General features: G+C 66.6%; 21 protein-coding genes. 9 read left to right on the forward strand and 12 right to left on the reverse strand.

Annotated elements, in window-relative coordinates:
- Positions 1-8: 8 nt before the first annotated feature.
- On the reverse strand, positions 9-260 hold the full coding sequence (locus D472_RS0122700; protein WP_017606739.1) for a Smr/MutS family protein: 252 nt from the start codon (positions 258-260) through the stop codon (positions 9-11).
- Entirely contained in the window at positions 197-1,213 is a 1,017-nt protein-coding gene (locus tag D472_RS0122705; RefSeq protein WP_017606740.1) for a hypothetical protein, read from the reverse strand. Before D472_RS0122705 ends, D472_RS0122700 begins: the two co-directional genes overlap by 64 nt.
- A 102-nt stretch (positions 1,214-1,315) precedes the next feature.
- On the opposite strand from D472_RS0122705, the gene D472_RS0122710 reads away from it, so the two are divergent.
- Positions 1,316-1,963 carry a MerR family transcriptional regulator gene (locus D472_RS0122710; protein WP_017606741.1) on the forward strand — a complete coding sequence of 216 codons (648 nt, stop codon included), beginning with the start codon at positions 1,316-1,318 and terminating at the stop codon, positions 1,961-1,963.
- A gap of 735 nt (positions 1,964-2,698) precedes the next feature.
- On the opposite strand, the gene D472_RS28775 is transcribed toward D472_RS0122710, so the two are convergent.
- Positions 2,699-3,040 carry a hypothetical protein gene (locus D472_RS28775; RefSeq protein ID WP_152448044.1) on the reverse strand — a complete coding sequence of 114 codons (342 nt, stop codon included), beginning with the start codon at positions 3,038-3,040 and terminating at the stop codon, positions 2,699-2,701.
- 199 nt (positions 3,041-3,239) lie between these two features.
- Here D472_RS28775 and D472_RS0122715 point away from each other — a divergent pair, with 199 nt between their 5' ends.
- Positions 3,240-3,452, forward strand: a complete 213-nt coding sequence (locus D472_RS0122715) for a winged helix-turn-helix domain-containing protein (protein WP_051046052.1) — start codon at positions 3,240-3,242, stop codon at positions 3,450-3,452.
- A gap of 52 nt (positions 3,453-3,504) precedes the next feature.
- Here D472_RS0122715 and D472_RS0122720 read toward each other — a convergent pair whose 3' ends face one another.
- The 4 genes from D472_RS0122720 to D472_RS0122735 form a co-directional block, all read right to left on the reverse strand.
- On the reverse strand, positions 3,505-3,984 hold the full coding sequence (locus tag D472_RS0122720) for a GNAT family N-acetyltransferase (RefSeq protein WP_017606743.1): 480 nt from the start codon (positions 3,982-3,984) through the stop codon (positions 3,505-3,507).
- An 84-nt stretch (positions 3,985-4,068) separates the two neighbouring features.
- On the reverse strand, positions 4,069-4,902 hold the full coding sequence (locus tag D472_RS0122725) for a class I SAM-dependent methyltransferase (protein WP_017606744.1): 834 nt from the start codon (positions 4,900-4,902) through the stop codon (positions 4,069-4,071).
- 7 nt (positions 4,903-4,909) lie between these two features.
- Complete coding sequence (locus D472_RS0122730) at positions 4,910-5,755, reverse strand: SURF1 family cytochrome oxidase biogenesis protein (protein ID WP_051046053.1); 846 nt, start codon at positions 5,753-5,755, stop codon at positions 4,910-4,912.
- Positions 5,756-5,867: 112 nt separating this feature from the next.
- A complete protein-coding gene (locus D472_RS0122735; protein WP_020380405.1) occupies positions 5,868-6,923 on the reverse strand; it encodes a chaplin in 1,056 nt (351 codons plus the stop codon).
- An 819-nt stretch (positions 6,924-7,742) separates the two neighbouring features.
- Between D472_RS0122735 and D472_RS0122740 the strand changes: the two genes are divergently transcribed.
- Complete coding sequence (locus tag D472_RS0122740; RefSeq protein ID WP_017606746.1) at positions 7,743-8,870, forward strand: CapA family protein; 1,128 nt, start codon at positions 7,743-7,745, stop codon at positions 8,868-8,870.
- A 67-nt stretch (positions 8,871-8,937) separates the two neighbouring features.
- On the opposite strand, the gene add is transcribed toward D472_RS0122740, so the two are convergent.
- Together add and D472_RS0122755 are read right to left on the reverse strand one after the other, a co-directional pair.
- Positions 8,938-9,972, reverse strand: coding sequence for an adenosine deaminase (gene add / locus D472_RS0122745; RefSeq protein WP_017606747.1), 1,035 nt, complete (start codon positions 9,970-9,972; stop codon positions 8,938-8,940).
- A gap of 256 nt (positions 9,973-10,228) precedes the next feature.
- Complete coding sequence (locus D472_RS0122755) at positions 10,229-11,689, reverse strand: aldehyde dehydrogenase family protein (protein ID WP_017606749.1); 1,461 nt, start codon at positions 11,687-11,689, stop codon at positions 10,229-10,231.
- Between the two features lie 493 nt (positions 11,690-12,182).
- Here D472_RS0122755 and D472_RS0122760 point away from each other — a divergent pair, with 493 nt between their 5' ends.
- The 3 genes from D472_RS0122760 (at position 12,183) to D472_RS0122770 (ending at position 14,522) form a co-directional block, all read left to right on the forward strand.
- Positions 12,183-12,773: a TetR/AcrR family transcriptional regulator gene (locus tag D472_RS0122760; protein ID WP_026117984.1), complete on the forward strand. Its 591-nt coding sequence runs from the start codon at positions 12,183-12,185 to the stop codon at positions 12,771-12,773.
- Positions 12,767-13,702 (forward strand): alpha/beta hydrolase family protein, encoded by a 936-nt coding sequence (locus D472_RS0122765; protein ID WP_017606751.1) that lies wholly within the window; start codon positions 12,767-12,769, stop codon positions 13,700-13,702. Before D472_RS0122760 ends, D472_RS0122765 begins: the two co-directional genes overlap by 7 nt.
- A 196-nt stretch (positions 13,703-13,898) precedes the next feature.
- The gene (locus D472_RS0122770; protein ID WP_017606752.1) at positions 13,899-14,522 is read left to right on the forward strand and encodes an HD domain-containing protein; all 624 of its coding nucleotides are present in this window, start codon (positions 13,899-13,901) and stop codon (positions 14,520-14,522) included.
- Positions 14,523-14,577: 55 nt separating this feature from the next.
- Here the strand turns inward: D472_RS0122770 and D472_RS0122775 are convergent, their stop codons facing one another.
- From D472_RS0122775 to D472_RS0122785, 3 genes are all read right to left on the reverse strand, one after another.
- Positions 14,578-15,336: a sulfite exporter TauE/SafE family protein gene (locus D472_RS0122775; RefSeq protein ID WP_017606753.1), complete on the reverse strand. Its 759-nt coding sequence runs from the start codon at positions 15,334-15,336 to the stop codon at positions 14,578-14,580.
- A gap of 143 nt (positions 15,337-15,479) precedes the next feature.
- Entirely contained in the window at positions 15,480-16,406 is a 927-nt protein-coding gene (locus D472_RS0122780) for an SPFH domain-containing protein (protein WP_017606754.1), read from the reverse strand.
- 371 nt (positions 16,407-16,777) lie between these two features.
- On the reverse strand, positions 16,778-17,563 hold the full coding sequence (locus D472_RS0122785) for an ABC transporter ATP-binding protein (RefSeq protein WP_017606755.1): 786 nt from the start codon (positions 17,561-17,563) through the stop codon (positions 16,778-16,780).
- 56 nt (positions 17,564-17,619) lie between these two features.
- Here D472_RS0122785 and D472_RS0122790 point away from each other — a divergent pair, with 56 nt between their 5' ends.
- From D472_RS0122790 to serB, 3 genes are all read left to right on the forward strand, one after another.
- Positions 17,620-18,381 (forward strand): hypothetical protein, encoded by a 762-nt coding sequence (locus D472_RS0122790; RefSeq protein ID WP_017606756.1) that lies wholly within the window; start codon positions 17,620-17,622, stop codon positions 18,379-18,381.
- 195 nt (positions 18,382-18,576) lie between these two features.
- Entirely contained in the window at positions 18,577-19,233 is a 657-nt protein-coding gene (locus tag D472_RS0122795) for a DUF1707 SHOCT-like domain-containing protein (protein WP_017606757.1), read from the forward strand.
- 132 nt (positions 19,234-19,365) lie between these two features.
- Entirely contained in the window at positions 19,366-20,577 is a 1,212-nt protein-coding gene (gene serB / locus D472_RS0122800; RefSeq protein ID WP_026117985.1) for a phosphoserine phosphatase SerB, read from the forward strand.
- The last annotated feature ends 166 nt before the right edge of the window (positions 20,578-20,743 follow it).

Below are 20,743 nucleotides of genomic sequence, written 5' to 3' on the forward strand. Positions count from 1 at the left end.
GTCACTGGTTAGTGACGAAAATGAACCCATAGCCTCCCGAAGTTCTTCGAATCCTTCTCCACCCGGTGGTACCGGGCCTTGACGTCCTTGCGGTCCAAGAAGCGCAGCACACGCTTCTTCAACTGCCCCGAACCCTTACCGGGAATGATCTCCACGGTCTTGGCCTTCTTGCTCTCGGCCTCGTCCATGATGTCGTTCAGGGCCTGATCGATGCTGCGCCCCTTGTTGAAGATGTCGTGGAGATCGAGCTTGAGCCGCACGCTTGTTCCTCCCGGTCGGTTGGCACGGATGATACGCGCACGGCCCACACCGCCCCTAGCACGGCGAGGACCACGAGCCCACCGGCGGCGGCGAGCGTGAGCGCGTCCGGAGCGACCACGGGTTGGCCGCGCAGGGCCTGCCAGACGGTCAGTCCTGTCAGACCCAGGTAGAGCGCCCCGGCCACGGCCACCAGACGACATCGAACATCGTCATCCGCGAACCTCGGAGAGCGGCTGGAGAGCGCGACCAGCAACAAGGCGAGCAGCACCATCACCTGAAGACCGTGCATCCCCACGAAGTGACCCACGCGTAGGTCACCGGCGACGGTGCTCCAACCGACAACGGGCAGACCCGGACCACCGTCGGGGAGTCCGACCGTGTGGGCACCGATGACGTCGGATCCTCCCCCGGCCAACGCGTTCGCCTGTTCCGGGGTGGGCTGAGTCATCAATGGTCCGACGCCCATCCCCAAAAGGGCGATCCCCACACCGATCCGAATCGCCCAGGTGGTGGAGCGCTCCCGAACACGCTGGCGCATCAGGAGGACCGCGATGCCCAAGGTCGCCACCCACAGCGTGGTGATCATGACCCCCATGACTCCGTACAACATGGAGTCCAACGGGGTCGCCGCGTTGAAGTGGCTCATCCGACCGCGCGCCGCCTGGATGATGATCGCCCCCATCTCGGCCACTCCGACCACGGCGATAAGGGTCCCCAGCCACCAAGCGGTGCGTCGCCAACGATGGGTCAGGTGCAATAACCAGGCCAAGCTCGTGTTGTAGACGGCGATGGAGAGCGCGAACTTGGCGGGCTTGAGCCAAATGGACTCCCCGTTGATCGTTCTCCCGTCGAGGAGGAGGCCGACCCCACTGACCAACAGGAGGGCCATGCATACGAAGGCCATCGCCATGAGGGGGCGATGCCAGGCATAGGTGACTCGAAGAGATACCATGAGAACCCTTCATTCGGATAGTTACTCTATCCACTATGGAAACCAACACTATCCATAAAAAGAGGTGTCGCCGCAAGGGGCGACCGCCTCCGAAGGGAGAACATGCGCATCTCGGAACTGAGCGAGCGCTCAGGGGTCTCCGTGGCGAGCATCAAGTACTACCTGCGTGAAGGACTCCTTCATCGAGGCGAACGCACCAGCCCCAACCAGGCTCGCTACGACGAGAGCCATCTGCACCGGCTCCGCCTGATCGGCGCGCTCACCGATGTCGGAGGCATGTCCGTGGCCGCCACCCGTGAACTACTCGCGATGATCGACGGTGAGCGCCGCCCCGAACTCCAAGACCTGATGGGCTCGACGTTGAAGCGCATCGACGCGCAGGGCGGTCATCGGCCGGACGTGGAAGAGGCCGATCTCGCCGAAGCCGACGCCCTGACCCGGCGACACGGCTGGTACGTTCACGCGGGCTCACCCCTGAGAGAGGAGCTGGCAAGGGTCATCACCGCGTTCCACCGCTCGGGCTTCGAACTGGACCGGGACTGGCTCGACGGTTACGCCGAGGCCGCCGAGCAGGCCGCCCGCAGGGACCACGACCTCGTTTCGGACACCGACGACCTGGACGAGATCCTCAAAATCGTCGTGGTGGGCACCGTCCTGGGCGAGCGCCTCCTGGCCACCCTGCGCCGCCTCGCCCAGGCCAGCGAGGCGCAACGCCGTCACGGGGATCGGCGGATCGAACCACGCTCTTAGCTCGCGCCCTCCCGGTGGCTCGGCATGGGGATACGCACGCGTCCTCCGCCCGCCCCAGGGCGGGCATCGAGAACCCCGCGCCCCGGCGGTCGAGGGTGCGGGATGAACGGTGAGACTAGGGACTGTTTTGGATGCTTTCGGTCGGCTCGGCGCTTGCGCCGACCGATGCGAGCGGCCGTCTACGCGATCTCTGGCCAGACGATGAGCGAAGGTCGGCCCGGGTTCGGCCGTTTGAGCGACATCGGCGCCGCCAGAGGCGGCGTGGTGGCCGCGAGCCCGGAATGATCCAAACAACACTAGGTGCGCCGCCACGGTTCCGGCAGCCGGCAGCACGGATCCGTTGCGAAGCAGACCTTCCAGCGTCCTCCAATGACGGCGGGCCTCACGGAGCGCGATGAACACCGGACGGGTCTCCCCGGTCTCACGAAGTGCTTCGGAGAGGGCGTCGTACACCCACGTGATCTCCTCCGTGTCGCCATCGTGGTCGCTCAGGACCCACCGGGACGGCAGCGGAGCACCTGCTCGCCACAGGGAGTCCAGCGTCGTGAAGACGTTGTCGGCACCGCCGAGGGCGCATGCCGCGTCAAAGACGAGACCCGAAGTGGTCAGCAGTCGGTGGAGCCGTGCGGCACAGGCGTTCACCACGAACGGTTTCGTGGGCTCGGTGTGCGCACCCTCATCCCCCCGGCTCCAGGACGCAGTGCGGTGATCCGCAGCCCATGGGTTCGATGTTGGTCATGCCGCCACCCCCGCGGCGACCGCCCGCACTCGCGTGTAGTGGGCGTAGTACCCACGAACCAGCCGCACCGGCGGAAGGGGGTGACGCGGGTCCGGCAGCGGGGGCGTGCCCGATGACACGGCGCGAGGAAGCACGTCGGCGGGCCGGCGCGGGGCTGGGATCACCGGCTCGGAGAACGCGGACGGGGGCGAGGCCGCGTATCTGCGGACTCGGCGAGCACGGTTGCGACGCAGCTCCGCGAGAACTCCCGCCAAGCGCCCATGGGGGTCGGCGTGGACGGCCCGTGAGGGCCCGATCAGCCTCATAAGGCAGGCGAACAGAGCGACAAGGTAAGACATGTTGCCGCTCCCATTAGCGGCGGCCATGGCCCTGGGACGTGTTCCAGCACGTCGCCGGGGTTCCTCTGTGTGAGGACCCCTTCAGCGTAGACGAACTTGGCCCACCTATCACGTGCCGGCACGTACCTGGCCGTTATGGCCCACATAAACACCAGCCGGGTGGGTTCGACACGTGGTGGATCTAGAGGGACCCGAACCGATGTACCGACAGATCGCGCGAGCGTTGAGCGACCGGGTGCAGGACGGTACGTACGCGGCCAACCGCGTGATGCCTTCCGAGTCCGACGTGTGCGAGGAATTCAACGTGTCGCGTCGCACAGCGCGCTCCGCGTACGCCCTGTTGGCCGAGCAAGGGATCGTCACCCGTGTTCCCGGCAAGGGAACCTACGCAGCGGACCTGAAACAGTCCTGAACGAGGCCGCCCTCCACGTACCTTCACCAACGTTCCGGGGACCGTTGCCGATTCACAACCGCAACTCGAAGCACATCCGAGCCGTTCCGGGACTGTCATAGTCCTCGTGTGGCCCGGTCACGGTGAATCCCATGGAACGGTGGAAGGCGATCGAACCTTCGTTGGCCGGTGAGGTGATCGCTCGCACCACTGTGCGTCCGTCGGCACGGGCCACGTCGATGAATAGACGGTACAGCTCGCGTGCCAACCCCGAGCGGCGATGCGCCGGAGACACTCCGGCGAAATGTACGTAGGCCTCATCGGACAGGGAGAGCGAGGGGAAGCCCACCAGGAAACCGGACAGTCCCCCGCCACTCTCCGCGATCAGGCTGCTGGTGTGGAAGTGATCCAGGAACAGCCGGGGCAGAATGTGCGTGACCGGTTTGCCCCACCAGTCATCACAGACCTCGACGATCCGCGAGTGGTCCCCGGGAACCGCGTTCCGAATCCGCGTGCCACCCGGCCCCTCCCAGGCCCCACTCCGAACATCCACCCGACGAATACCTCCTCCGAGCAGCAACGTCTCGTGATCGAATGCCCCGAACAGGGCCTTGCGAGGTTCCCCTTCCGGAGCCCTCTACGGTTTGACCGTGCTGAAGATGGCGGTCCCCGGAATGACGCGACCGCGAACCGGCCCCCATCCGCCCCACACCTGATCGTTGTCCTCGGGCCATTCGGGTTCGATCATGTCCTGGACCGCCAGGCCCGCCGCGACGAGTCCCCGCAACCAGTCACCCACCGTGTGATGGTGCTCGGCGTAGATCGCGCGACCCTGCCCGTCCTCCTCCACGTAGGCGCGGCGGTCGAAGTAGGACTGGCGCACGGTGAGCCCATGTTCGGTGGGGTCATCGGGGAAGCACCACCGGATCGGATGCGTCACCGAGAACACGAACCTCCCGCCAGGGCGCAGCACCCGAGCGGACTCGGCGAGTGCCATCTGAGCGGCGGGCACGAACGGGAACGCCCCGAAGGCGGAGAAGACCACGTCGAAGACACCGGTGGCGAACGGCAGACGCTGGGCGTCGGCCTGGACGGTGGGCACCCGCAGGTCGTTCTGCTCATCGATCCGCCGTGAGTGTTGCAGCTGACGCCACGACAGGTCGAAGGCGACCACCTCTTCCACCCCTTGGGAGCGCAGCCAACGAGAACACTGTCCCGCCCCACAGCCGACCTCTAGGACCCGGGCTCCGGTGAGGTCGCCGAGCAACCGCGCCTGCGCCTCGTCGATCCCCTCCGGCGACCAGATGAATCCGACGTCGCGCAGGAAGTCACCATGCTCGGCCTGGTAGGCGTCGGCGGCCCCATCCCACCAGTACCGTCCGGCCCTGGCACTCTCATCCGCCGACACGGCGCGCCGTTCCACCCCACCGGGCGCCGGGTAGTCCGGCCCTTCGTTCACACCGTCGTACACACCGCTCCTAGTCTTGAGGCCGCAGAACCTTCTCTCGGGGTTCGGTCGAACCCCGATCCGGCTCCTCCCCAGTCTCGCCGCTCCAGGCACCGGGACCGGCCTCGCCCTCCTCCTGATGGCTCTCCCGCAGTTCACGGCGGATGAGAACGATCCATCCGACCACCACCACGACGGTGAACACCCACCACTGCACCGCGTAGGAGGCGCTCATACCGCTGTCCTCCTCACGCAACGAGACACGCTCGGGCGCGACGTCGGGCACCGGGTCCTGGGAGATCAGTTCCACGTAACCGCCGTAGATCGGGTAGGGCAGTTCCCCGGCGATCCTGTCGACGTCGACGAACATGATCTGCCCTTCGGGCATGCCATCCCGTTCACGCAGGCCGGTGTTCTCCTCGGTCTCACCGAAGTGCAAACGTCCGGCCACCTCGATCTCCCCCGCCGGCACCGGTGGGATCTCGGGAGTGTCCAGGGCGGTTTCCCCTCGATCGATCCAGCCTCGGTTGACCAACAGGCCGGTACCGTCCTCGGTGATCAACGGGGTGAGGACGTGGAAGCCGACCCCTTGGGAGCCGTCGCGGTTGCGCAGTAGTACCTGGTTCTCGCTGTCCCAGGTTCCGGTGGCCTCGACGGTGCGCCAACGATCCTCCGGAGAGACCTCACCACCCACGGAGGTGAGCTCCTCCACCGGCACCGGCTCGGCGGCGACGTTGTCCCGCTGGAGGTTGACCGCCACGGCCCGTTGCTCGGCCCGGTCGAGCTGCCAAAAGCCCAACCAGATGAAGGCGGGCACGAGCAGCACGACCAGCGTGTGGAAGGCCAGCATGCGTCTGGAGAACAGGACTTTGAGCACGTCTTCGAGGTTATGAGACGCCTACGGCCGCAGCGCACCGCCCCCGTCTCGGGAGTGGTGCGCGTGCGGCCGGAACGCGGTCGTATCCGCGAGATCATGCCGAAGGTGTGGCCTACTCCTCGCCGATGGCGGCGGCCTTGCGCTTACGGGCGAAGTACAGGCCCGCGCCACCGGCTCCGACGGCGGCCAGCGCGGCGGCGACGAGACCGCTCAGGGCGCCACCGGTGACGGCGAGTTCGGAGCCACCGGCCTGCTCCACGGGAGCGGGCTTGTCATCGGAGGTACCGGAGGAGTCGTCCTCCTTCTCCTTACCGTCCTCGTGCTCGTCCTTGCCCTTGTCGCCGTCGTCCTTGTCCTCGTCCTTGTCTTCGTCCTTGTCCTTGCCCTTGTCGCCGTCGTCCTTGTCTTCGTCCTTGTCCTTGTCCTCTTCCTTGTCGTCGCCCTTGTCATCGGAGATCTTCTCGACGCAGGAAGACTCGGCGAGGCCGAGGACCGAGACGGCGTTGCCGCAGATCTCGACCGCGGCGTCCACGGGAACGACGACCTGGTTGCCGCTGGCCACACCACCCGAACCATCGGTGGTGGGAGAGGCCTCATTGGCGTCGGAGGCGTGGATGATGTTGATGATGGTGGTGCACTTGGCGCTGGCACCGCCGAGGATGGCGACGGAGTTGCCGCAGATGTCGATGGCGGCGTCGACCGGCAGGACGATCTGGTTGCCGCTGGCCACACCACCCGAACCATCGGTGGTGGTAGTGGTCTGCGGGGTGCCCTCCTCCTCGAGGACCTCGACGACGGAGGTGCACTCGGCCTCGGAGATTCCCGCGACGGCCACGGAGTCGCCGCACACGTCCAGGGCCGCGTCGACGGGAACGATGATCTGGTTGCCGCTGGCCACACCACCCGAACCATCGGTGGTGGCGCTCTGACCGCTGCTCTCGTAGAGAACCTCGGACACCTTGGTGCACTCGGCCTTGGAGATACCGAGGATGGCGAGCGAGTTACCGCACAGGTCGGCCTCGACATCGACGGGAACGACGACCTGATTGCCGCTGCCCACGCCGCCGGAACCGTCGGTGGTGGCGTCGGCGAAGGCCGCGCTGAACGGCGCCATCACCAGGCCCGCGGTGAGGACGGTGGCGAAGGAATAACGGGACGTGTTGCGCATGGTGCGGCTGAACCTTTCACAAGACTGTCAGGGGACGCGCCGAACAGGGCGCGGGTTCCGTGTGCCCTGGATCCGGCGCCGTTTACGAGGCCACCCGGAATGGACACACGGCGGTGGGCCCGTCCATCACGGATTCGACGGGACGGCGGGGCGGCCCACCAGTGGGTACAGGGATGCCGATCGCCCTCTTTCGGATTCCTCCCCGAGGACGATCACCACCGGACCGAAACGTTAGAGCAGACCCAGGGATCGCGCAGGAGATTTCCGAAACCACTCGCAGCCATGTCCATTACTCAGACCACACAGACGATAACTCACTGCAATTAAGGCTGATCAAAAGCTTAAGCCTAACTACTTTGAGTTATCATTTAACTACCCAAGGCGCTGGAGTGGGGAAGAAAAATCTTCGACCGCCCCCCAGAAGAAACAACTAAGCAACTTCGTAGATTAGTTTTTTCTGCCTCACCGAGCGCCTCATAACCTGCGCCCCTATTGCCAGGAAAGTGACTTAAGGACGAAAGAGGAGGATTGCCCGAACATGACGTTATCATCACGAAATTCCGTTCCTCGACATCGCGAGTCATCGCCCTCACGGAACATGAACGCGTAATCCGTCCCACGAAGATCACTCCTGGCCTTCGACCCGACACCCCTAAAAGAAAGCCGGACATTTTGCGCATCTCAGGCTTTGGCCATGAAAACTGGTTCGCCGGCACCCCGCAAAGGAGCCCATCCGACCCCGGCGGTCAACCGGGGCCGGCGGATACGCGTCCTACCCAGCGGACATGCCCCCTTGAACCTCCGTCCACTGGAGCACGCATGAACCCCGAGCCTTCGCGCCCGTACGGCCGTCAAGTCATCACGACCGGCGCCGTGGCCCTGGCGTTGACCCTCACGGCCGCCTGTTCCTCGGCCGAAGAACCGCCACACCTCGATGAAGGGGCCGTGTCCCTCGGGGAAGAAGAGGGGACCGTCCAAGCCCAGTCCTCCTCCGAAGCAGCCTCCGACCCCTTCACCATCGCCTTCGGCGGCGACGTGATGTTCGAGGGGATGCTCCGCCCCCGTCTCGCAGACCCGGCCACCGCCCTCGACCCGATCTCCGAACGGCTCTCCGCGGCCGACCTGGCCATGGTCAACCTGGAGACCGCCGTCACCGAGGGCGGAACTCCCGTGCCCGGGAAGGACTACGTCTTCCGTGCGCCGCCGAGCGCGCTGGAGGCCTTGGACGCCGCCGGGGTGGACGTGGCCACCGTCGCCAACAACCACGGCATGGACTTCGGTGAGGACGGGCTCCTCGACACCCTGGACAACGGAGACGCCTCGCCCGTGACCCTCGTGGGCGCCGGCCGCGACATCGACGAGGCCTACGCCCCACACGTGGCCGAGGTCAATGGTCAGACCGTCGCCCTGTTCGGCGCCACCGACGTCATGGACGACCACCTGATCCCCGCGTGGACCGCCGGCGAGGGAAAGCCCGGCCTGGCCTCCACCAAGTTCGAGATGAAGGATCGGATGCTGGCCGCGGTCACCGACGCCGCGGCCGAGCACGACAACGTCGTCGTCTTCCTGCACTGGGGACTGGAAGGCGCACACTGTCCGCTCCCCCACGCGCCCGCGTTGGCCGACGAACTCATCGCCGCCGGCGCCACCACCGTGGTGGGTGGGCACGCGCACGTACTCTCCCCCGGCGGTTTCCAGGGCGAGGCCTACGTCCACTACGGTCTGAGCAACTTCGTGTTCTACAACTTCGATGGCCCGACCGCGGAGACCGGGGTGCTCACCCTCACCTTCGACCAGGGCAGCGTGCTGGAGGCCGACTGGGCACCCGCACGGATCCAGGACGGGGTCCCGGTGCCCTACGAGGGCCTGGAAGCCGAACGGGCCCACCAGACCTGGGTGGACATGCGCACCGAGTGCGGCCTACCGCTCACCGACTCCCCCGCGTAGAACACGGGTCGGGTCCGGCCACCGAACGCCCGGACCCGACCACCGGCCCAGCGCCCGAGTGCCCGGTTCAGGGCACCGGGAGCCCATAGCGTTCGGCCACCGCGTCGATCTCCGCCGCCAGGGCCCGCCGGCGGGCCGCGCCGAGGTAGGAGGCCTCCACCCCGTTACGGGCCAACCGCACCAGTCCTCGGGCCCCGAGCAGGGCATGGGCGATTTCGTATTCGCCGCTCAGATCACTGCCGAACATCGTGGGATCGTCACTGTTGAGCGTGACCAGCAAGCCCGCGTCGAGCATGGCGGGGAGCGGATGGTCCTCGATCCTGGCCACCGCACGGGTACGCAGGTTGGAGGTGGGGCTGACGTCCACGGGCACCTGTTCGTCGACGAGGCGGGCCACCAAGGCGGGATCCTCCATGACGTCGATACCGTGCCCGATCCGTTCGGCTCCCAGCGCGTCCAGTGCCTCACGGACCCGCTCGGGGCCACCATGCTCACCGGCGTGCGGCAGAGCCGCCAGACCGGCGGCGCGAGCCCGACCGAACACTTCCGTATACGGTTCCAGGGGCGATTCCACACCGCCCACCCCGAAACCGACCACACTCGGCGGTCCGTACCTCAGTACCGCGTTCACGGTCTCTTCGGCGGCCTCCACACCGAAGTCGGCGGGAAAGTCGGGGATCCACCTTAGTTGGACGCCGTGCTCGCGTTCGGCCTCGATCCTGGCTCTGTCGATCCCGTCGAAGACCACCTTCGCCGGGACCCCACGCATCAGATGGGTGTACAGGCTCACGTGGACCTCCGCGTAGCGCACGTTCTGCGCGGCCAGTCGACTCGCGACGACCGAGGTCAACAGGGCGAAGTCGGCTTCCTCGCGCAGGGTTCGCACCGAAGCGAGATAGACCTCGACGAAGTGTGGGAAGTCGGTGAACGCGTACCACTTCCGGAGCCCTTCCAGGGTGTCCGGCAGCCCGGTGACCCGATGCCGTTTCGCCAGTTCGAAGAGGGTCTCCGCGGGCATCGAACCTTCGAGGTGGACGTGCAGTTCCACCTTCGGCAGGTCCGCGACGAGCGACCTGACGAAAGCGGGAGGATCCTGAGTCATGGCGACAACCTGAGAGCGTGGTGGATGAGGGACCTGCCCCGTAACCTACGGGACATGGACTCTCAGGCCGTGAGCACGCGGTCCACCGTCACCGTCCAGAGGATCCGACCGGGCGATCTTCGGAGCACCACTGCCCGAATCCAGGCGCGGAACCACCCGTTCGGTCCCGCCGCTTCCGTCTCCTTCCACGATGAGTACGGCGCCGCCCGAACCGGTGACCCGGGAAACGACCCGGGCCACCCTGGGGTCGACCGGGTCAGATCACCGGCGATCCGCCATCGACCCTTCGAGGTACACCGAGCGGGTTGCCCTCGCGTAGTTCGGCGGGCAGCAGGACGTCCGGCACCGACTGGTAGGTGACCGGACGCAGGAAGCGGCGGATCGCGGTGGTGCCCACCGAGGTGTGCAGCGGCGCGGTCGTGGCCGGGTAAGGGCCACCGTGGGTCATGGCGTGGGTGACCGCCACACCGGTCGGCCAACCGTTCCAGACCACCCGTCCGGCCACCGAGGCGCCCAAGGCCAACAGGGCCGGAGCGATCGGGTCCTCGTCCTCACCGTGAACGGTCACGGTCAACTGTCCGTGCAGGACGCCCCCCACCTCCAGGAGGCGGCGTTCGTCCGGGTAGGTGACCACGAGGGTGGCGGGACCGAAGCATTCGGTCAGCAGCGCCTCGGAGCCCTCCAACAACGAGTCCAGGTCCGTGCGCAACAAGGTCGGTGACCATCCCTCATCGGTCCGGCGGCCCCGCACCAGTACCTCCGTGGCGAGATGACCGGACAGGTCGTCCAGACCTTGGGAGAAACCCTCGGCCACCCGGTCGTTGAGCAGGGGCGTGGCGGCCCGTTCCTCGAAGTCGGTGACCAGGGCGTCCAACTCGGCACCCTCGGGGACGAACACCACCCCGGGCTTGGTGCAGAACTGACCCGAACCCATCGTGGCCGAATCGGCGTAGCCCTCCAGGATCTCGGCGCCACGGGCGGTCATGGCCGCGCGGGTCACGAAGACCGGGTTGACACTGCCCAGTTCCCCGTAGAACGGGATGGGGTCCGGGCGGGAGACCGCCAGGTCGTACAGGGCCCGACCACCGGGGATGGACCCGGTGAAGCCGACCGCCCGCGTGTGTGGATGGGTCACCGCCCTCTTCCCGGATTCGAACCCGTGGACCAGCGCGAACACCCCTTCGGGGGCTCCGGCTTCGGCCAGGGCGCCGGCGACCACGTCGGCGGTGCGTCGGGCCAGTTCCGGGTGGCCCGGGTGGGCCTTGACCACGACGGGGCACCCCGCCGCGAGAGCGGAGGCACTATCGCCGCCCGCGGTGGAGAAGGCGAAGGGGAAGTTGCTCGCCCCGAACACCACCACGGGGCCCAAGGGAACGAGCAGTCGCCGAACGTCGGGGCGGGGGGTGCCCCATCCCGGGTCGACCGGGTCGATCATGGCTTCCAGGTACTCGCCGTCCTCCAACACCTGAGCGAACAAGCGCAACTGGAAGGTGGTTCGGCCCAGTTCTCCTCGGCAGCGCACCTCGGGGTAGTGTGCCTCGGCCATCGCGATGGGAACCAACTCTTCAGCGGCCCCGTCCAGAGCATCGGCGACCACTCGCAACATGCGGGCGCGCTCGGCGGCGGTGAGGGCGGCGAAGAGCGGCGCAGCGGCGGCCGCGCGTTCCATGACGGTGTCGAGCTCCTCCGCCGTCGTCTCGGGGATGTCGGTGGTCATACCAGAACCTCCTGAGGGGTGGATGCGCCGTGGAGGGCACGTCCCCACGATGCCATGGACGTACTGCAAACGGTTGCAGTGAGCACCCGCGAGTATGCCACCACCCAGGAGAAACCGACACCCCCACCCACAATGCAACAATTCAAACACGGAGAGCAACGACAAGGCCGTCTCAGACAAATCGTCGGTTTCTTCCCCCGCCGAATCCCATACCACCTGGCCGGACAGGGAGTGCGGCGGAATCGGACGGGTGAGCGCTCCCCGAACTGAATGAAAGTGGAATTTCCCCGGAACCAGGTGATTCCGAAAAGGCATCATAGGGAACGTGATGACGAATTCACCAAGCCCGACACCCCCCTACGCGCGGCGTCCCACCGATCCGACCGACAGAACCGTCACCCTGCGTGAGAGCAGCGGGCCCAGCAGGGTCGCCTACGATGAACTCGCGTTCGCTCAGGCTCCCCTGCGCAGGCTTCCGGCCCAGCAACGCAGCATGGCCCGAGTTCAACGTATGCTCGACTGCTGTGCCGAACTCCTCGACGAGGTCGGCTACGACAACCTGTCCACCACCCGGATCGCCGAACGGGCCGGCGTCGCCATCGGCTCCATCTACCAGTTCTTCCCGGACAAGAAGGCGATCACCCAGGCCCTGGGACTACGGTTCCTGGATCAGTTCAGCGCCCGGGTCACCGAGCGACTGGCCGATGCGTCCTTCACCCACTGGACCATCGCCGTCGACACCATCATCGACGAATACATCGACATGCACCGCAACGTGCCGGGCTTTCGCAGTCTCCACTTCGGCGACATCGTCGACACCCGCCTCCTCAGCGGTGGCAGCGACAACAACCGGGTCCTCTCGGTCCGTCTACGCAAGATCCTCGTGTCCGTCACCGGAATTCCCGACGAGGACGAACTCGACCGTGCCATCCACGTGTCCGTGGAGGCCGCGGACGCCGTCCTCAAGCTCGCCTTCCGCGACGATCCCGACGGCGATCCGGCCCTGGTGTACGAGGCCAAACGCCTCGTCAGCAGCTACCTGTCCCATTTCTCCGAACGCGACAGAGGTGAACATCCGTGGTAGTCGACACTCAGACCATCACCACGCCTCACACCGGAACCGCAGCGGGGGTGCCCTTCCTCGCCCTACCTCCGGCCGCGGAGCCCCGGGAACCGGCCCCGCTCATCCTCGGTCTGCACGCCTTCGAACCACCCCGAAGTGAGGCCGCGCTGGCCGGAGCGATCCCCATGGTGGCGCTCCCCGCCTGGCGGGTCTACCTGGGACTGCCCTTGTTCGGCTCCCGGCTGCCCAGCGGAGGCGTCGCGGAGGTCAACCGGCGCGGCGAACGCGACTACCTCGTCGAACTCTTCGGCCCCGTGGTCGAGGAGGCCGCCGCGGAACTACGCAAGGTCGACACCGCACTGCGCTCCCTACTGCCCATCTCCGACACTCCGACCGGGTTGGTGGGCGTGGGTGCCGGAGGCACCGCCGTACTCCTCGCCCTGGCCGAGAAACGCCTTTCGGTCGGAGCCGCCGCGGCGATCAACCCCATCATCGACCCCACACCGCTGATGGCCGCCCGTGAACGTCGCACCGGCACCCCCTACCGGTGGGACACCCAGGCCCAAGGCACCCGCGAATGGCTGGACCTGACCGCGCGGACCACGGAGCTCCGCGACGCCGCCACCCCACTGCTCATCATCAACGGCGGGCAGGACGAGGTGTCCCCACCCGAGCACGGGCGCGCCTTCCACGACGACCTCCTGGCACGGTTCGACGAGCGCGATGGGGAGCACGGCGGTGAGAGCCCCGTCCACGGGGCCGGCCAGAGCCACGAACATGCGCTCCGTCACATCGTGGTGCCGGACCTGGCACACTCGATCGGTCCGGAGCCCGGCCTCGAACCGGGTCCGCTCACCCCGGCGGGTGTGCTCACCGACCGCGCCCTGACCGAGTGGTTCCACCAAAGACTCCCCGCCTTCCCACAGGTCGGAGCGGATTCGACCGGTTGACCCCGAGCTCCCACACCCGGCCCTACACCGGCCGAGCACGATCCCCGACGTTCACCCGCGACACTTCGGTTCCTCTCTCCTGAGCCGCTTCACCGTCGCCGACGCGACAGGGGGCGCGCGTTCCATGGGATCATCCAGTGGCGACCGCCCAGCGGTCCCATCTGACTTCCGTTCATCCTTCAGGAGGGCGAACCACGTGACGGAACCGGCACCGGTCTTTGCCAGCGGGGTCGACAACGAACGGCTGAACGCGCAGTTGCGCTTCATCCTGGAAGTGGACAAGCTCAAGCGTGTCCTACGGAAGAACCTGCTGGTGGACGGCTCTCGTCGGGAGAACTCCGCCGAACACTCCTGGCACCTGGCCCTGTCCGCCCGTACCTTCGCCGAATACGCGCCCGAAGGCACCGACATCGACCGCGTCGTCGAGATGCTCGTCGTCCACGACATCGTCGAGATCGACGCCGGTGACACCTTCGCCTTCGACCCGAGCAGCTCCCAGGCCCAGGCCGAGCGGGAACGCGCCGCCGCCGACCGGATCTTCCCCCTGCTACCCGAGGACCAGGCCGAGCGCGCCCGTGGGCTGTGGGAGGAGTTCGAGTCCGGACGAAGCTCGGAGGCACGCTTCGCACGTGCCGTCGACCGCCTCTCCCCCATGCTCGCCAACTGGCACAACGAAGGCGGCGACTGGGTACGTTTCGGTGTGTCCAGGACCGAGGTGATGGCGAACGTGAAGCTGATCGCGGAGGGCTCCGAGGCACTCGGGGCGTACGCCACCGCGCTCATCGACGACGCCGACCGGCGTGGCTACTTCCGTTTTTGACCCCGACCGGGGTTCGTCTCCGACCGGCTTCCGTCGAGCTGGACCGCTCGTGTCCTCAGACGCGCCCCATGAGGAGCTGGACGGCGGCGCTGAGCCCGACGATCACCAGGACCACACGCAGCGCCGTGGGGCTGAGCCTGCGCCCGAAGCCGGCCCCGAGGTAGCCCCCGATGATCGTCCCCACCGCGATGAGCCCGACCGCCGCCCAGGCCGGGGAGGCCAGCACGATGTAGAACACGGCCGCCGTGCTGTTGGCGATGGTGGCGAGGGCGTTCTTGAGGGCGTTGAGCCGCTGGAGGTCATCGTCCAGGGTCGCGCCCAGCAGACTGATGAGAAGGATGCCCTGCGCGGCGGCGAAGTAACCGCCGTAAGTACCCGTCACGTAGGCGCCGGCGGGCATCCAGACGCCACCGTTCCGACCGGCCGGCCTCCGTGACCTGGCCCACTTGGTGATGCGCGGCTGTAGGAGGATCAACACACAGGCGCCCCCGATCATGAACGGCACCACGGACTCGAAGACCCCGGCGGGCAGGTAGACCAGCAACGTCGCACCGGTCAGCGCACCGAGGAAGGACAGGGTCCCGAACCGCAGGAGCCGCGTCCTTTGTCCGGCCAGTTCACGACGGTAGGCGATGGTTCCGCTGAGTGTGCCGGGCGCCAGGCCGATGCTGTTGGAAACGGTCGCGGTGATCGGTGGGTAACCCAAGGCCAATAGCACGGGAAACGTGAACAGGGTGCCCGACCCCGCGATCGCGTTGATGCCACCGGCCGCCACACCCGCGAGGAGAATGGCCACGGCTTCCCAGATTTCCATCGCGCCGCTTTCCGCTCCGCAGCTCCCCGACCGTCGAGGGCCCGAACAGACTACGAGATCCGGTCATCCGATGATCAGGCCGGGGCGGTAACGGGTAGGGCCCACCGCATCCGCGGTGGGCCCTACCCGAGAACCTTCGAAGATCAGGTCGGAAGCTTGACGACCTCACTCTGGATGCGCTCGAACGCGCTACTCACGCCCTGCAAGGCCTGCCCCATCTCCGCGGGGACGATCCACACCTTGTTGGCGTCGCCCTTGGCGATCTCAGGAAGCTTCTGCAGGTACTGGTAGGCCAGGACGTCCGGATCGACCCGACTGGTGTGCAGGGCCTTGAAGACCATGTGGATGGCGTCGGCCTCGCCCCGGGCCCGCAGGGTCTGGGCGTCGGCGTCGGCCTTGGCGGTGAGCATCTGCGCCTCGGCACTACCCTTGGCTCGGAGCACGGACGAGGAACGTTCACCCTCGGCACGCAGCACCGCGGCCTGCTTTTCCCCCTCGGCGCTGAGCAGTTGGGCGCGTTTCTCACGATCCGCGCGCATCTGCATCTCCATCGCCTCCTGCACGGAGGACGGTGGCTCGATGCCCTTGAGCTCGATGCGGCTGATCTCGATGCCCCAGTCACGGGTGGCCTCGTCCAGGACGGTCTTGAGTTCGCGGTTGATCTCGTCCCGCGAGGTGAGCGTGCCCTCCAGGTTCATGCCACCGATGACGTTGCGCAGGGTGGCCAGGGTGAGCTGCTCGACCGCCTGAATGAAGTTGGCGACCTCGTAGGTGGCCCGGTACGCGTCGACCACTCGTATGTAGACCGCCGAATCCACCTCGACCGCGAGGTTGTCCTCGGTGATGGCCGACTGCGGTGGGAAGCTGACCACCTGAACACGACGATCGATGCGTTCACGCACCTGGTCCACGCCAGGAATGACGATGTTGAAACCGGAGCTCAGCGTTCGGTGGAACTTACCGAAACGCTCGACCACGTCCTCCATCGAGTGCGGAACGATGCGCACACTGCGCCAGAAAATGATCACGAGGACGGCGACGAAGAGTGCGACGATGATGATCGGGGCCATGGTTACCGACCCCCCCGAGCGATGGATCGGGTGACGGTGTTCAGTGGCGGCATCTGCGGCGGCTCCGGATCTCCTGACGGGGGTGACAGGCAGCGTGGGAGTGAACCACTTCCTGGCTGCCCGTCATTAAGCGCGCCGAAATAGAGCGATCCACTCACTGAGAGTTGACGCTACCCCATACCCATCCGGCTCGGCCACATCCGGACGGAAATAGGAATTATGGACAATGGATTCTCGCCATAAAAGCACCCCCTATCACTCGCGTCACAGAACCGCCCCGGCGGCGAAGACGACCGGGGCGGAGAACACGTGTGAAGAACTCGAGGATTCGATACCCCGGAGGGTGGGAGCTCGGAAAGAAGACGTGCTCGTCAGAGGGCCCGAGCCGTCCAACGTCCCCCATCACGTTCCACCTTCAACGGAAGAGCGAAGGTCTCACTCAAGTGCTCGGCGGTCATCACCTCGTCCAACGGACCCGCCCGCACCACCCGGCCCTCACGGATCAACAGACCATGCGTGAAGCCCAGCGGGATCTCCTCCACATGGTGAGAGACCACCACCAACGTCGGAGCCTCCTCGTTGGCCGCGAGTTTGCCCAAACGACGCAGCAGATCCTCACGCCCGCCCAGATCCAATCCCGCGGCGGGCTCGTCCAACAGCAGCAGCTCCGGATTCGACATCAACGCGCGAGCGATCAGAACCCGCTTACGCTCTCCCTCGGAGAGGGTGTGATAGGTACGGTCGGCGAGATCGCCCACCCCCCAGTGACCCAGCAGGGCACGCGCACGTCCGTAGTCGGGAACCCCGTACTCCTCCCGGAAACGGCCCAGGTAGCCATAGGCGGCGCTGAGGACCAGGTCCAACACCGGGGTATCCTCCTCGATCCGGCCGGAGACCGAGGCGCCCGCGTAACCGATCAACGGCCTCAACTCGAACACGTCGACGCCGCCGAGGTGCTCCCCCAGGATCTCCACCTTGCCCGCGGTGGGATACAGCTGACTGGAGGCCACGTTGAGCAAGGTGGTCTTGCCCGCCCCGTTGGGTCCGAGGATGACCCAACGTTCACCCTCCAGAACCGACCAGTCCACGTTCTCCAGCAGGTCGGCCCCACCACGTCGTACCGTGACCCCGTTCAGGCCCAGAACACGCCCGTCCATCATCCTCCTTACGCTCACGTCCCACGCCGGTGCACGGGCCGCCCTACCCTGAAGCAATGCATCTGACGTCCGCACCGCTCGTCGCCTGGGGCAACGCCTGGCTGGCGGGACACGTCGGGTTGGACGACGCCGTCGACGCCGTAGAACGCCGGGGCGGCCCCAACCTGATCGGGACAGTACCCCCAGGAGACCTGCCGTTCGAAAGCGGCGTACCGCTCCGCACCGCACTGGTACGCCTTCGTGGCCTGGGCTTGTCCGTCTTCCGGCTGGCGCTTCCCACCTGGGGCGACCCCATCGGTCTGGTCGGACCGGCCGAACTCAACCAAGCCGCGATCGAGGCGGAAGAGGGAGTACTGGCCCAGCTCACCGACCGACAGGTAGGACTCGTACCCTCCGCCGACCGACGAGGTTCATCCTACGTCGGTGTCTCGTGGTCCCCCTACCCGGCGAACGACGCCTTTCCCCGGGTGCCGGACCTGGCCGAGGCGGAGCGAGGGCTCAAACTCACCTTGATGACGGTGGCCGAACGACTTCAGGGAGTGGATGACGTGGCCTCCTTCTCTCCCACCGTCCACCGTGCCCTGGGAGACCTGGGCGACGCGGGGTGCCCGGCACTCGCCCATGGTTATCCGCCACGAGCGCACCGGCTGGCGGCTCAGGCCGAAAGACTGGCCAAGGTGGTGCGGCTCGCCGAACCCGGCACGGGCCGCGGCATGAACGCGCACCAGATCGAACTGAGGGCCCAGGCCCTGCGCGAACTGGACTCGGCGGTGCGTCGCGCCTTGATCGCCGCGCACGCGGCGATAGAGCTGCGCTGAGGCGGTGCCAACCGGCGGTTCACGGTCTCGACTCAGGGGATGGCCTCACGAAACATCGGGTGGGACCCTGGTGTCAGAGACCGGAGGACTCGGGGACGAACCAGGGACGACACCTGATCCCTGAGATCACCGATACGTCGATACTTGGATGGGAGGCCACGGAAGGCCGCACCATCGAGGAGGAGAGCCGTCATCATGCAGCCCGAGCACATCCGAGCTTCCGACGCGGACCGGGACCAGGTTGCCGAACGGCTTCGTGAGGCACTGGCCGAAGGCCGCCTCAGTCCGGTCGAACACGAGGAACGGCTGGACACCCTCTACAAGGCCAAGACCATCGGCCAACTCGCCCCGATCGTGGCGGACCTGCCCGGACCCGGCGGACCCGGGGCCATGGGCTTGGGGTCTTTCGAACGTCTCAACGACCCCAGCGGTATGGAGGTGATGGGGAGCGATGCCCGTGACCTCGCCGGGCAGAGCAAGGGGTCGGAGAACCTGGTCGCGGTTTTCGGTGCCGCCGAACGGCGCGGCCGGTGGCTGGTCGAACCGCGCACCAACGTTTCGGTGCTCTTCGGCGGAGTGGAACTGGACCTGCGCGAGGCGGTACTGAGTCAGCACGAGGTGACCATTCAGCTCGCCGTGATCCTGGGCGGAGTCGACATCACGGTGCCGCACGGCGTCCGAGTGATCAACAACACGTCGTCCTTCCTAGGTGGCACCGACCTCCACGGGACGGATCAGGTCACGGATCCCAACGCCCCCGTCGTACACCTGACCGGAACCTGCATGCTGGGCGGGGTCGACGTCAAGGCGAAGAAGACCAAGAAGAAGCGGAAGGGCCGCGGCAAGAGGTGACCTCCCCCGCCCCGGTGACCATCCGGGAGTGGTCCCCGTCGCACGGTTTTTGTCCACATGCTGGACTAGCTGGGGAAACCCCGTCCCCTCCTCATCACCCACGTCCCACGGCCGAGTACCGTGGAGACCGCCATGAGTGATGAATCCACGTTGTTGGTAACGATGACCGGACATGATCGTCCGGGTATCAGTGCGCGTCTGTTGAGCACCCTTTCCGTCTTTCCGGTGACCATCGTCGACCTGGAGCAGGTCGTCCTCGGAGGCCGTCTGGTCCTGGGGACCGTGCTCGAGGTGGACGATCGGGTCGCCCCCGGGGTGAGCCACCAACGGGTCTACGAAGAGGTTCGATCCGCCCTCGACAAGACCGCCATCGACCTCGACATGGATGTCGAGTACGCGAACGGCAACGGCAGGGTCAACGCCTTCGGCGAGGCCCGATTGCACGTCACCGTGCTCGCCTCCCCCCTACGCCCGGGTGCACTGGGCGCCCTCACCTCGTGTGTGGCCAGGTCCGGAGCCAACATCGACCGGATCGAGCGGTTGTCGGCCTATCCGGTGACCTCCGTGGAGATGGAGATCTCCGGCGGTAACGCCGACCAACTACGGGCCGAACTGGCCATGGAGGCCTCCACCCAGGGGGTGGACGTCGCGGTACAGGCCGGTGGGCTGCACCGACGCAGCAAGCACCTGGTGATCATGGACGTGGACTCCACGCTCATCCAGGGCGAGGTCATCGAACTCTTGGCGGCCCACGCCGGCTGTGAGGACGAGGTCGCCAAGGTCACCGAGGAGGCCATGCGCGGTGAGTTGGACTTCGAGGAGTCGCTGCGCCGCCGGGTGTCCCTGCTGAAGGGCCTGGACGCCTCCGCCATCGAGAAGGTTCGTGAAGAGATCCAGCTGACCCCGGGCGCCCGGACCCTGGTGCGCACACTCAAGCGCCTGGGCTACGAGTGCGGGATCGTCAGCGGTGGATTCACCCAGATCACCGATGTCCTGGTGGAGCGGCTGGGGTTGGACTACTCCGCCGCCAACACCCTGGAGATCATCGATGGCAAGATCACCGGTGAGCTGCTCGGTCCGATCATCGACCGCAAGGGCAAGGCCACCACCCTCCAGAGGTTCGCCGAGGAGGCCGGGGTGCCGCTGAACCAGACCGTGGCCATCGGTGACGGGGCCAACGATCTCGACATGCTTCAGACCGCCGGTCTGGGAGTCGCCTTCAACGCCAAACCGGTGGTACGTCAACAGGCGGACACTTCAGTGAACGTGCCCTACCTGGACACCATCGCGTTCATGCTGGGCATCACCCGCGAGGAGATCGAGGCCGCCGACCTCCACGACTGAGCCCGAACGGAACATCCTCACCAGGACACGAGAACCCTCCCCGTGGCATTCACGGGGAGGGTTCTTCCCTACCCCGACCGGTGTGAACGCCCCGCCCCGCACACCCCCACCCCACAAAAACAAAAAAAGGGGGGTCCGTAATACGGACCCCCCTCACAAAAAACCG

Source organism: Nocardiopsis alkaliphila YIM 80379 (assembly GCF_000341005.1).
Lineage (GTDB): Bacteria > Actinomycetota > Actinomycetes > Streptosporangiales > Streptosporangiaceae > Nocardiopsis > Nocardiopsis alkaliphila.